Source organism: Yersinia vastinensis (assembly GCF_902726565.1).
Lineage (GTDB): Bacteria > Pseudomonadota > Gammaproteobacteria > Enterobacterales > Enterobacteriaceae > Yersinia > Yersinia vastinensis.
On record NZ_CACVAF010000002.1, the window covers coordinates 450678 to 463247 of the forward strand.

The following is a 12570-nucleotide window of genomic DNA, read 5'->3' on the forward strand; positions in this document are numbered from 1 at the left end:
TGTCTTTTCCTCATAAGCCGCTCCGAATCGGTAATTGATTCGGTAAGAAACTCGACGTGCTCTGCAGGTAGTCAAAGAACCACCTGATGATATAACTGAACTGCGGGATTAATTGTGACTGCTTCCAGTCGACACTCTGCGAAAAGCCAGTAAACGTATCCAGAAAGAACAACATGGCAGAGACTATCAGAACACCTCGCAGCGCGCCAAAACAGATCCCCAGCACCCGGTCAGTTCCTGATAACCCAGTACGCTCAACCAATGAACCAATCACATAGTTAACAATAGCCCCGACAATCAATGTCGCGATGAACAAAATGCCGATGGCAATTCCGTTGCGTACCACCTCATCCTCAAAGCGAGTGAAGTAGACAGCAAGGTAAGTGTAAAAATGGCTGGCAACAAAAAACGCACATCCCCATGTTACAAGTGACAATGCTTCACGGACAAAACCCCGGATTAAGCTAACTAAAGCAGAAAATCCGATAATCCCTATAATGACGTAATCAATCCAGACCATGACTATTCCAATGACGAAATCGCCGCTGCATCCTGTTCGCGGCGAATTCTAACAGAAAAAGAAAACGTTTGCGTAGAGGAATTCTTACCCGCGAAAATGAAAGCTTATCCCAGTAGGTGTGATTGTTGCGGTCAGTTTGAACACAAACAGCGCGCAAGAACCGGAGCGTACACGAAGTACGTGAGGATTCTGAACACTGCTCAGGTTCAAAATGGCAAATAAAACAACCCTAATGGGATAGGCGCTTAAAGTGCGGTGACTTAAAAATAACCATCGCCGCACCAAGAAGCCGCTAGAACCCTGTACACCCTGATATCTTAACCCTTGGACAAACTTTAACGCCCGGTACTATAAGGCCTAACCTGTCCACTCAAGCCGCTTAATGAATTAAGCTCTGGCAAAGCCGATTGCAATTTCTGTTTTGACGCATCCGGCCCGACATATAACCGAGTAATCTGACCCTGAACAGGTGTCGCTGGCACCGTAAATGCCCGATGGCCCGACAGACGCAGTGTCGCGACAATTTCATTCACTTTAGCCGCATTTTTCAGTGCACCGAGTTGGACGACATACGCCTGCCCTACTGGCACTTTTTCTTCAGCCGGCGGTTTGATCTCTGGCTTCACTTCTTGCGGTTTTTTCTCAACAGGAGTGGGCTTGGTTTCAACGGGTCGACTTTCTACCGGTCTAGTTTCAACCGGCTTAGTTTCGACCGGTTTTCGCTCAACAGGTTTCACCTCAACCGGCTTACTTTGTATTACCGGTGGCGCTACGATTGTGGGTTCAGAGGGTAAGTTACCGGCATCATTCGCAGCTTGAGAAACGGAATCATCTTTAGGAATACCCACAGCTTGCGCAGCACCTTCTGGCGGCGCAATAGGCAGGGGTTGACTGACCGGTGGAACCGCATCAATCTCTTGGCTGTCACCGGGTTTTGGCACTAAGGGAATGGCAGCAAACTCATCCTCATAATGCTTTTTTTTACCATCCAGTAGCCCCGGCAGCACAATCACGCCCAAGGCCACCAGAATGATGGTCCCGACTAAACGGTTCTGAAACTTACTTGCCACTCGCTCTCCTTCAATGTCTTTACAAACTCAACGCTGTCACAGATTCAATGCAGCCATCACATGAGCAACAGTGTGGAAAGAGCCACAGACAATGACCACATCCCGTGGTCCGGCATCTTGCATGGCCTGACGCCACGCTGTTTCTACATCACTAAACTGACGTGACTGTGCCAGATGTTCAGCTAACTGCTCTGCACTGGCCCCACGCGGACCTTCCAATGGCGCACAATACCACTCATCAACTTGCTCAGATAAACACGCCAGCGTACCCGCAATATCTTTATCTGATAGCATCCCGATGACCGCCCGCACTTTGCCCTGTTTTGGCAGTTGAGCTAGCCTGTCCGTTAGGTATCGTGCCGCATGAGGGTTATGAGCCACATCCAAAATCAACCGCGGTTGTTCACTCACTATCTGAAAACGCCCCGGCAAACTGGCTGCCAATAAGCCTTGGCGGATAGCATCTTCGCTCAGGGGTAATCCAGAATAATGCAGCACCGCCAGTGCCGTCGCCGCATTGGCTAAAGGCACATTAGGTAACGGTAAATTTTGCCATTGGCGGTCGTCACACTGCCAACTCCAGTTCTGATTGTTCTGGCTGAACTGCCACGCTTTATCGCGTTGATACAGTTTTGCACCTAATGTTGCGGCCACATCAGCAATAGACTGAGGCATATCTGGCTCGCCAACGATGGCCGGTTTTCCACTACGGAACACACCGGCTTTTTCACGACCAATACTCTCTCTATCGAATCCAAGCCAGTCGGTGTGATCAATTGCAATGCTGGTAACCGCCGCAACATCAGAATCGACAATATTGGTCGCATCCAGCCGCCCGCCCAGCCCAACTTCTAAGATAACCACGTCAAGCTTAGCCTGCTTAAATAATTGCAGTGCTGATAACGTGCCAAACTCAAAGTAAGTCAATGAGATATTGCTACGTCCAGCTTCAACTTGGGCAAAAGAGTGGCTGTGCTGCGCTTCAGAGAGTTCTTTCCCCTGAATACGAACACGTTCGGTATAACGCAAAAGATGAGGTGAGCTGTAAACCCCGACCCGCAGACCCGCGGCAAGTAAAATCGACTCAAGGGTACAACAAGTGGTGCCTTTGCCATTCGTGCCGGCAATGGTGAATACTGTAGGGGCTGGCTTAAGTAAATCCAGACGCTCTGCAACCTGCTTTACACGTTCCAGGCCCAACTCGATTGGTTGAGAATGCAAACGCTCAAGATAGTCAAGCCACGCGGCCAAAGGCGACGTGGCTTGGGGAATGAGATGATTGTTCATGAGTCCCGTCACTGGCCTTTTTTTCTCTGACTTAAAGCTATAAAGCTCAAGCTACGATACCGGGCACCACCTTATCAGGAGGTGCCCGTTGGGTTAATCAGGCATCGGCCTGATTATCAGTCGTCGCTGCATCAGCCTTGGCCTCAACCACACTTGGCTGTGGCTGATGAGTCAATTTAGACAAGATGCTGGCCAGCGTCTGACGCATAACCGGACGGCGAACTATCATGTCGATAGCACCTTTTTCAATCAAGAACTCACTGCGCTGGAAGCCCGGCGGCAGTTTTTCACGTACCGTTTGCTCAATAACACGCGGGCCAGCAAAACCAATCAGCGCTTTAGGTTCCGCGATATTGATATCGCCCAACATTGCCAAACTGGCGGAAACACCGCCCATGGTTGGATCCGTCAGAACGGAGATATACGGCAAGCCACGCTCTTGCATTTTCGCCAAAGCAGCACTGGTTTTTGCCATCTGCATCAGAGACATTAATGCCTCCTGCATACGAGCACCGCCGCTGGAGGAGAAGCATACCAGTGGGCAATTATCTTCCAATGCCTGTTCTACCGCGCGCACAAAGCGGGCACCGACGACTGATGCCATTGAACCGCCCATAAAGGCAAATTCAAATGAAGCAGCAACAATAGGCATCCCCTGCAAGGTTCCTTTCATGGCAACCAGCGCATCTTTCTCGCCTGTCTCTTTTTGCGCAGCAGAAAGCCGGTCTTTATACTTTTTGGAATCCTTGAATTTCAGGATGTCCTTCGGCTCCAGCTCGCTACCCAATTCAACTTCACTACCTGCATCCAGCAGCATATGTAACCGCGCACGGGCTGACATACGCATGTGGTGATCACACTTAGGACACACTTCCAGATTGCGCTCTAATTCGGCACGATAAAGTACCTGACCGCAACTGTCGCATTTTGTCCACACCCCTTCAGGAATACTCGCTTTACGGGTTTGTGAGATATTGCTTTTGTTGAGAATTCGTTCAATCCAGCTCATCGATGACCTTTCTGTTTGAACCTGGCTGTTGCCAGTCCGCTGTTCATGCTTTAACCATCTCCCTGAAAACACCCCAATAAAAAATGCCTAAGATACACGTTGGTACAGCGTAACCAAGGCACTCATACTCAGGTTGTCCGCAGGAACAGACCATAAATGTCACTCATTAAACCATATTGGCTCGACAGTGTAGATAAAAAACTGGTCGAACCCTCGGCTTAGGTAACGTTTTTACTGATTTTTCTGACGTGCCGCTGCACGCCGATGACGCCAAACCTCGAATACACCGGGCAAAATTGACACCACAATAATAACGACAATCAGCAATTTCAGATTGTTCTGCACGATAGGCACATTACCAAAGAGGTAACCAGCATAAGTGAATAACAGTACCCATACCAATGCCCCAATCACGTTATACGCGGCAAAATGCCGATAGGACATTTTCCCCATACCGGCCACAAATGGCGCAAAAGTACGAATGATCGGGACAAATCGGGCCAAGATAATCGCTTTACCACCGTGTTTTTCATAAAACTGATGGGTTTTATCCAGATAACTACGACGGAATATTTTGGAGTCCGGATTACTGAATAGTTTTTCGCCAAATACCCGACCAATAGCGTAGTTAATGGCATCCCCTAAAATGGCCGCAGTGACCATCAGAGCAACCATAATGTGCACATTGATATCATTGGAAGGTAGAGAGGCCAACGCACCGGCCACAAACAGCAAAGAATCCCCCGGCAAGAATGGTGTGACCACCAGACCGGTTTCACAGAATAAAATCAGGAATAAAATGCCATAAACCCAAACCCCATATTGCGACACCAACTCCGCCAGATGAACATCAATATGCAAAATAAAATCAATAACGAAACGTATAAATTCCATAAATACTCTCGGTAAGTCGCTAAACCTAATTTTTGATTGGGCGAGTTTAACTGAACTTTCTTAGGTATTCCTTAGCCCCAAATTATTGCCAGCCAAACTCATATTCACTTTTTCTATCAGTCATCCGCTAAAAAAAGTGGCCCCATCGGTGCTTTTGGTAAAGCAAAGTGTTCGGGATAGTCAACTGAGACCAAATACAACCCTTCTGCTTTCGCGGTTGCTGCCGCACGTGTTCTATCTTTAAGCGCCAACAGCTCGGCCATCCAAGTCACATCCTGATTGCCACAACCCACCTCGATCAGGCTACCGACAATATTACGCACCATATGATGGACAAAAGCGTTGGCCTTGATATCTACCACGATATACGCGCCATGTCGGGTAACTTTGACATGTTTTACATTTCTCCATGGTGTACGCGATTGGCACTGCACTGCACGAAACGAGGTAAAATCATTTTCGCCGAGTAGGCATTGGGCCGCTTGCTCCATTTTTTCAGCATCCAACGGCATATAACAATGGGTGACCCCTTGCGCCAAAACGGCCGGACGATAGCGATGATTAAAAATAATGTAGCGGTAGCGGCGAGCCGTCGCACTAAAGCGGGCATGAAAATCATCATCAACTGTTTTTACCCAACGCACCGCAATATCTGGTGGTAAATGGCTGTTGACCCCCATAGTCCATGCGGCATCTTTACGCATCGCCGTGGTGACAAAATGCACCACCTGCCCGGTCGCATGCACACCGGCATCTGTCCGCCCAGCACAAAAGACGCCAATAGGTTCATTGGCAACTTTTGATAACGCGGCTTCGAGAGCCCCCTGCACGCTGGCAACTTCTTGTTGCCGCTGCCAACCAAAATAGCGGCTACCATTGTATTCAATACCCAGCGCAATCTTTATACCGACAGCTTCAGCCACGGTATTGTCTTGCTGGGCCAACTCAAGTTCGGACATCAGTATAGTTGCTCCTGCAACAGGCGCTCCGCCGTTTCAATCGCCATCAATGCACCGCCAAAGCGAATGTTGTCCGCGACTGACCAGAACTGCAACACCTCGGGAATACCATAATCATTGCGGACACAACCAATGCTCAGAACATCACTGCCGGAGGCATCGCTGACCTGAGTGGGGTAGTCATCTTCGTCAGATAACTGAATATCTTCACAATCTTCAAGTTCGCTGCGGGCTTCCTCCGCAGAAATTGGTCGTAATGCCTCCAGATGAACCACCTGTGCCTGACCATAAAATACCGGTGACTGAATACAGCTCACTGAGATTGGCAAACCTTCATCTTGCAAGACCTTACGTACCTGGTCCACCAGACGGCGCTCTTCACGTACACTGCCCTCTTCATCTGCCAGCAGCGGCAACACGTTAAATGCCAATTGTTTCGCGAAAATACCCGGTTCGGAGGGAATACCATTTAATAGCTTAGCGCTTTGCCCAGCAAGATCATCCACCGCAGCTTTACCATGGGCGGAGGCAGAAATCAGCGCTGTCACATGCAGGCGAGATAAGCCAGCCTCTTCCGTCAATGGCTTAATGGCCGTCAGTAACTGGCTCGTCAGGCTATCAGCGACGGCGACAATATTACGATTGCGATAATCTGCCAGCACTTGCGGGTTCACACTCGGCACCACCAACGGCACATCGTGTTCCATAGCGAACAAACCACTGCTATCAATAACTAAACAACCCGCATTCCCAGCTTCTTCGGCATATTGCGCGGAGGCTTCACGGCCTGCGACAAAGAAAGCCAACTGTGCTTGAGACCAATCAAATTCAGCGACATTTTCGACCAGCAAACTTTTACCATTGAAGCGCACGGTTGCGCCGGCACTGCGCTCACTGGCCAGAGGATACAATTCACCAACCGGGAACTGGCGCTCACTTAATAGCTCCAGCAAAGCTTCACCTACTGCGCCCGTAGCTCCTAACAGAGCAATATTCCAGCCGTCAGACATGTTGGTTTTCTCCACTAATGATTGATAAGACAAAGGCGGTAAAATACCGCCTGATATTCAATAACGATTAATTTATATAGCGAGTTAACGTAACTGAGCGGTAAACCCTAATTTCTGTAATAGCTCTGCGCTGGCCGCGTTGTCACACTGCACGCAAAGTGATGACCATTCGCGACGTTCCTGATAGTGCTTACGCAGGCGATCAAACTCGCCCGGCAGGCCAGCAACACGGCGCAGCGGCGCATCATCGCGGCGCACATCATACACTAAGTGCATCAATCGTTTTAATTTGCCTTCATCCAGCTCGCCATTAAGTTGCAGTTGGCTGAATTCTGGCTGTGGTAAAAGAGTCGCAAGATCTACCGATTGCGGCTGCCCCAGATGCTGACTAAACGCTTCAAATACCTGAGTTGTACCACGTGCTTTGCCCTCCAGCGTATATCCGGCGATATGGGGTGTACCAATATCAACACGCGCCAATAGCGGTAAAGATAACTCTGGTTCAGGCTCCCATACATCTAATACCACACTGAGTTTTTTTCCTTTTTCCAGAACACGGAGTAAGGCAGCGTTATCGACTACAGCACCACGGCAGGCATTAATCAGAATACGTCCATCCGGCAGGGCTGCCAGTAACGCTTCATCAGCCATATGCAGACTTTGATAGACCCCAGTCTTATTCAACGGTGTATGGAAAGTGAGAACATCTGCTTCGCGCACCAGTTTTTCCAGCGGCCAGAAGGTTTCATTATCGCCCCGCTCGGCTCGTGGTGGATCACATAATAAGGTCCGAACGCCAAGGGCTTGCAAGCGAGTATTCAGCCGCGAACCAACATTACCAACCCCAATAATCCCAACGGTTTTATCACGCAGTTGGAAACCATCACGTTCGGCCATCATCATCAAAGCGGAAAAGACATATTCCACCACCGCAATAGCGTTACAACCCGGTGCGGCGGAGAAGCCGATACCCTGTTGCCGTAACCAGTTATCGTCGACATGGTCAGTACCGGCGGTGGCCGTACCCACAAAACCAATTGAGGTGCCTTGCAGTAATGCCTCGTTCACTTTGGTTACCGAGCGCACCATCAGTGCATCTGCGCTCGCCAGTGCATCAAGTGGGATAGGTCGCCCCGGCACTGCCTGCACATCACCTAACCGTTGAAATAGCGTTTCCGCGTACGGCATATTCTCATCAACCAGAATCTTCACGTTGTTCTCCGGCAGCTTACTGCCCTACAAAACAGGGGGACCTAGTATATACCCAAAAAATGCGGTGTTTCAGGTTCTTCGATAACGTTCGGGTGTAGTACCTGAAATCTGCTGAAACATGGCAATAAAGGCCGATGCCGAGCTATAACCAACATCCAGCGCCACGCTTTGTACTGTTTTTCCCTGCTCCAACAAGGAGATGGCGTGTAAGAATCGCAGCCGCTGTCGCCATTCACTGAATGCCATTCCCAACTCTTGCTGGCAACGGCGTGATAGTGTTCGTTCGGTGGTGTAGACACGTTTAGCCCAAAGCGCCAATGAGGTGTTATCTGCCGGGCAGCGCTCCAGAGCCATCAGCACCGGCGATAACAGCTTATCCTGCGAGGTCGGCAGATAGGTGCGCTGCACTGGGGATTGATTAAGTTGGTCAATCAGCACATGCGCTAAACGCATATCTTGCTCACTCTCCGGCATCAATAAACCCCGAGCGAAGCAATCCTCAACAATGGCATTAAAAATTGGGCTGACATTCAGTAGGCAAGCAGATGCCGGTAGCCCATTACAGAACGCCAGCGCAATATCAATGGCGCGAAAATGCATCGGTTTGCGATTATAACTGGAATGTTCCACCCCTGCGGGTACCCAGACACTGAACTCAGGGGGAGCCAAGAAACGCTGTCCGCCAATATTCATTGCCAACACACCTGATTTGACACATATCAACTGCCCGTATGTGTGACTGTGCGGCAGAAACTCCGTATTGGCATTGTATATCTCGCAGCGAAAGGACAAATTCTGCGGGGCGGTGGCAGCAACCATCGGGAAATCAGGTTTTTTCATCGTCAATACTCTCGTGGTCACTCATCTGCTGGCTGAAATTGTCCTAATCACAGCAATTATTGTCTGGTTATCAGTATATAGAATAAATCAGACAACTGTAGACTACATCACATAAGTATATTGATGAGAATTATTAGCATGAATGTGTTGTTCCCCTTATTCGCAGTGATTATTTGGTCAATCAATGCCGTTGTCAGCAAGATATCAGCCACAGCTATTGACCCGGCAGCGATCTCTTTCTATCGCTGGGTACTGGCATTCCTGACCTTAACGCCATTTTTACTGCTGGGGGTTATCCGTAACTGGCAAGCAATTCGCGTCTATTGGTGGAAGCTGATGATTTTGGGATTGCTGGGCATGGTGCTTTACCAAAGTCTGGCTTATTACGCCGCCCACAGTGTCAGCGCCCTGTTTATGGGGATCCTTAGCTCATTAATCCCATTATTGACGGTGCTTATCAGCATTTTCCTGTTACGCGTCGCCCCCACTGTCGGGATTGCTCTGGGCAGTGTGTTGTCATTAGGGGGATTAGTGTGGCTGGTCAGTGCGGGTAATCCAGCACAATTACTGCATCAAGGTATTGGTAAGGGTGAACTGATGATGTTTGGAGCCTCGGCATCCTATGCCTTGTACGGCGTGTTAACAAAACGCTGGGCGATTCAGTTACCTAATTGGCAATCGCTTTATATGCAAATCGCCTTTGGTGTGGTGCTGCTGTTGCCTAATTTCCTACTGGCACCGGATGTACAATTAACCGCACAGAATATTCCGTTGGTCTTATTTGCTGGTATTCCTGCGTCTATTATTGCGCCCTATTTATGGATTCACGGTGTGATGCGTTTAGGAGCAAACACCGCATCAATATTTATGAACCTGACGCCGGTATTTACCGCAGTCATCGCCGTAACCTTCTTGCATGAGCAATTGCACAGCTATCACCTGATTGGCGGCGGCATTACCTTAGCCGGGGTCATTTTGGCTCAACGTTTGCGCACCCCACTGCGCAGGAAAGCGGCCCAATAAACTATCAAGATGAGATAGTGGCCTTATTATCCGCCGCTATCTCAACGCCCACCTGCACATGATCTTTTCTATGCAGCATGAATACTCCCAATAATACCAATGCACTCCCCAGCAATTGCGATACCGACAATACTTCGTCCAGCAGAAAATAAGCAATCACGGCAGTGAACACTAACTCTAGCGTTAATAATAGACTGGCAACCGCCAGCGGTAATGTCTTCAAGCTGAGATTAAACAGACCAAACCCCAATAATGTCGGGCCTGCGGCTAGAATCAGCAATAGCCACCAGCCAGACCATTGAATCCCCTGTGCGCCATGAGATAAGAAAAACAGATCCCCGACCATTTGCTGTAGCCCCTGAACCGGAAACCACAACAAGAGCTGATTAAATATCAGCTGATAGCCAGCGGAAAAACCAAATACATACAAAATAGTATTCCACACCGGATAGCGACGATCAGTGGCAATTCTCCCCGCTAAGGTATAAAAGCTATAGCCGACTCCCGATGCTAGCCCAATAAACAGACCGATAAAATTAAAGTCCGCTGCGGTAATATTTACACCATCGCTGACCAGAAAACAGCCCGATAAACTGATGATAATCACCAGCAGTTCACGCCATCCCATATATTCGTTATAAAAAATCCACCCAAGAAAAACAGTAAACCCCACCGAACAATACACCAAAATGGTGGATATCGATGCTCCGTTTAAGGCGACAGATTCTGTCCATAACCCATTAAATACCGCCAACAATAAGCCATATGAGAGATAGAACTTCACTTGATCACGGCGCAGTTTGGCCCACTGCGGTCTGATGATGAGTAAAATAGGCAATAATACCGCCGCCACTAATGCGGCTCGCCAAAAAGCCAAAACAGAGGTGGGCAAATGATAATGTGCAGTCAGGATGCGGATGATTATCCCGGTAAAACCTAATAATACGGCACTGATAATCGCCAGCGCATAACCTTGTCGTTTACCGGTAAAAAAACCACGGCCCGCCAATGGCGAACCCATCATAGATGGGAGTAACCCCGCCGGTATTGCCATCGCTGCCTCATTGGATTCACAACATCAATTAATGAATATCATTCTACGCTGGCGTTTTTAGGCGACCAGAGCCACTTCCCTACAGATTGATGCAGGCCACTTTTTCTAGCTTGAAGCCTTGTTAACAAGGGGTATAGTGAAAACATCTTTTCTGACATGAGCCACTTTAGGCCGTTATCGCATGCACATCCCTTTAGACCGTCAACAAGACATTCCGCTGTATCTACAAATTGAAGAAGCATTGCGCCGGGCTATCCTCAGTGGCGTGTTTGCTGACGGTGATAAATTGCCCTCCACTCGCACGCTGGCCGCTGAGTTGTCGGTGAGTCGTCTGACGGTTGATAGTGCTTACGCCGAACTCGCCGCCAAAGGCTTTTTACAGCAGCGGCGTGGTAGCGGTGCTTATGTCCGTCATCTTCCGCCACCGCCCAGTCAGCCGCTTGCGCGCGTACAAGATGAATTTCCTCTCGACCGTTTTACCACCGTGACTTCGCGGTTGGACGGTTATGCTGATATCCCTTTACCACCGAATACGATTAATTTTGCCGCCGGAATTGGCAGCCCGAAGATTTTCCCACTGGATGAGTTTCGCCAGATCCTGCAATCCATATTGCGCCGCCATGCTGAAGAAGCATTCAGTTACGGCGATTACTGTGGCTATTACCCATTGCGCGATACCCTCAGCCGCATTCTTTCTGCGCAGGGGATCCCCACTCGGCCAGAGCAATTGCTGATAACGAATGGTTCACAACACGCCATCAGTCTAGTGAGTCAATCATTGCTGGCCCCCGGTGATACTGTTCTAGTCGAAGAGCCCACCTATGCAGAAGCACTCGCTCTGTTTCGCCTGCATAAAGTGAATATAGTGGCGTTGCCCAGTGACTCACAGGGGATGAAACTCGAAACTCTACCCAGCTTGCTGGACAAGTACCAACCCAAACTTCTCTATTGCATCCCCAACTTTAACAATCCCACTGGCCGCTGTATGAGTGAAACCCGTCGCCACCAACTATTGCAGATAGCCAGAACTGCAGGGGTGGTCATTCTGGAAGATGACTATGTGGGGGATCTGCGTTACAGCGGGAAAAAGTTGCCATCACTACGTTCACTGGCAGCGCCAGGCGAGGTTATCTATGTCAGTACATTTTCAAAAATGCTGTTGCCAAGTATGCGGATTGGTTATTTGGTGGCGGATCAACCCCACTACACGCAACTCGCGCGTTTGAAACATGTCGATAGTTTTACCAGTTCAAATTTGATCCAGCGGGCGCTGGATGCTTTTGTTACTGTTGGCCGTTATGACAAACAGCTGCGCCGAGCCTGCCGTTTGTACCGCCAACACCGTGATGCCATGACCGAGGCACTCACACACACATTACCGCCAGATTGTACGTTTGAGATCCCAGATGGTGGGTTATTTATCTGGCTGCAACTGCCTAAAAATGCGCCAATTTCACGTTTAATGCCACTGGCATGGCAAGCGGGAGTCACTTTCGCTAAAGGCGGTGGATTTTATTCCCAAGAGTCCTATGGCGAATTCAGCCTGCGCTTAAATTTCGCTGCTAATTCACCCGAATTGATAACTCAAGGAATCAGCCGTCTGAGTACTGCAATCCGCCAGTGTCAGGCACAAAAAAGCCCGGCATAAGGGGCCGGGCTGTCACTATCTCATTGAAACATTGGAGAGTTAAC

At 49.2% G+C, this 12570-nt stretch carries 12 protein-coding genes; 2 read left to right on the top strand and 10 right to left on the bottom strand.

Features of this window, described 5'->3' with window-relative positions; all coding sequences use genetic code 11:
* Positions 1–10 precede the first annotated feature (10 nt).
* The 9 genes from cvpA to HUZ92_RS04705 form a co-directional block, all read right to left on the bottom strand.
* On the bottom strand, positions 11–520 hold the full coding sequence (cvpA, locus tag HUZ92_RS04665; protein ID WP_004708846.1) for a colicin V production protein: 510 nt from the start codon (positions 518–520) through the stop codon (positions 11–13).
* A gap of 335 nt (positions 521–855) precedes the next feature.
* Positions 856–1590 carry a cell division protein DedD gene (dedD, locus tag HUZ92_RS04670; protein WP_145525297.1) on the bottom strand — a complete coding sequence of 245 codons (735 nt, stop codon included), beginning with the start codon at positions 1588–1590 and terminating at the stop codon, positions 856–858.
* 36 nt (positions 1591–1626) lie between these two features.
* On the bottom strand, positions 1627–2877 hold the full coding sequence (gene folC / locus HUZ92_RS04675) for a bifunctional tetrahydrofolate synthase/dihydrofolate synthase (protein WP_145580003.1): 1251 nt from the start codon (positions 2875–2877) through the stop codon (positions 1627–1629).
* A 97-nt stretch (positions 2878–2974) separates the two neighbouring features.
* On the bottom strand, positions 2975–3886 hold the full coding sequence (gene accD / locus HUZ92_RS04680; RefSeq protein ID WP_050096876.1) for an acetyl-CoA carboxylase, carboxyltransferase subunit beta: 912 nt from the start codon (positions 3884–3886) through the stop codon (positions 2975–2977).
* 231 nt (positions 3887–4117) lie between these two features.
* Positions 4118–4780, bottom strand: coding sequence for a DedA family protein (locus HUZ92_RS04685; protein WP_050096875.1), 663 nt, complete (start codon positions 4778–4780; stop codon positions 4118–4120).
* A 116-nt stretch (positions 4781–4896) separates the two neighbouring features.
* A complete protein-coding gene (gene truA, locus HUZ92_RS04690; RefSeq protein ID WP_050096874.1) occupies positions 4897–5739 on the bottom strand; it encodes a tRNA pseudouridine(38-40) synthase TruA in 843 nt (280 codons plus the stop codon).
* A complete protein-coding gene (locus HUZ92_RS04695) occupies positions 5739–6749 on the bottom strand; it encodes an aspartate-semialdehyde dehydrogenase (protein ID WP_145580004.1) in 1011 nt (336 codons plus the stop codon). Before HUZ92_RS04695 ends, truA begins: the two co-directional genes overlap by 1 nt.
* Positions 6750–6833: 84 nt before the next feature.
* On the bottom strand, positions 6834–7961 hold the full coding sequence (gene pdxB / locus HUZ92_RS04700; RefSeq protein WP_145580005.1) for a 4-phosphoerythronate dehydrogenase PdxB: 1128 nt from the start codon (positions 7959–7961) through the stop codon (positions 6834–6836).
* A gap of 69 nt (positions 7962–8030) precedes the next feature.
* Positions 8031–8801, bottom strand: coding sequence for an AraC family transcriptional regulator (locus tag HUZ92_RS04705; RefSeq protein ID WP_050140344.1), 771 nt, complete (start codon positions 8799–8801; stop codon positions 8031–8033).
* A 138-nt stretch (positions 8802–8939) separates the two neighbouring features.
* Here HUZ92_RS04705 and HUZ92_RS04710 point away from each other — a divergent pair, with 138 nt between their 5' ends.
* The gene (locus HUZ92_RS04710) at positions 8940–9824 is read left to right on the top strand and encodes a DMT family transporter (RefSeq protein WP_050295286.1); all 885 of its coding nucleotides are present in this window, start codon (positions 8940–8942) and stop codon (positions 9822–9824) included.
* Positions 9825–9828: 4 nt separating this feature from the next.
* Here the strand turns inward: HUZ92_RS04710 and HUZ92_RS04715 are convergent, their stop codons facing one another.
* Positions 9829–10878 carry a DMT family transporter gene (locus HUZ92_RS04715; protein WP_145580006.1) on the bottom strand — a complete coding sequence of 350 codons (1050 nt, stop codon included), beginning with the start codon at positions 10876–10878 and terminating at the stop codon, positions 9829–9831.
* A 181-nt stretch (positions 10879–11059) separates the two neighbouring features.
* On the opposite strand from HUZ92_RS04715, the gene pdxR reads away from it, so the two are divergent.
* Positions 11060–12526, top strand: coding sequence for a MocR-like pyridoxine biosynthesis transcription factor PdxR (pdxR, locus tag HUZ92_RS04720; protein WP_050295285.1), 1467 nt, complete (start codon positions 11060–11062; stop codon positions 12524–12526).
* Positions 12527–12570: the final 44 nt, after the last annotated feature.

Bases quoted from the DNA above. Each gene is read 5' to 3' on its own strand.
- cvpA (WP_004708846.1), bottom strand. From the start codon at position 520: ATGGTCTGGATTGATTACGTCATTATAGGGATTATCGGATTTTCTGCT.
- HUZ92_RS04705 (WP_050140344.1), bottom strand. From the start codon at position 8,801: ATGAAAAAACCTGATTTCCCGATGGTTGCTGCCACCGCCCCGCAGAAT.
- folC (WP_145580003.1), bottom strand. From the start codon at position 2,877: ATGAACAATCATCTCATTCCCCAAGCCACGTCGCCTTTGGCCGCGTGG.
- HUZ92_RS04715 (WP_145580006.1), bottom strand. From the start codon at position 10,878: ATGGCAATACCGGCGGGGTTACTCCCATCTATGATGGGTTCGCCATTG.
- HUZ92_RS04710 (WP_050295286.1), top strand. From the start codon at position 8,940: ATGAATGTGTTGTTCCCCTTATTCGCAGTGATTATTTGGTCAATCAAT.
- truA (WP_050096874.1), bottom strand. From the start codon at position 5,739: ATGTCCGAACTTGAGTTGGCCCAGCAAGACAATACCGTGGCTGAAGCT.
- pdxR (WP_050295285.1), top strand. From the start codon at position 11,060: ATGCACATCCCTTTAGACCGTCAACAAGACATTCCGCTGTATCTACAA.
- HUZ92_RS04685 (WP_050096875.1), bottom strand. From the start codon at position 4,780: ATGGAATTTATACGTTTCGTTATTGATTTTATTTTGCATATTGATGTT.
- HUZ92_RS04695 (WP_145580004.1), bottom strand. From the start codon at position 6,749: ATGTCTGACGGCTGGAATATTGCTCTGTTAGGAGCTACGGGCGCAGTA.
- accD (WP_050096876.1), bottom strand. From the start codon at position 3,886: ATGAGCTGGATTGAACGAATTCTCAACAAAAGCAATATCTCACAAACC.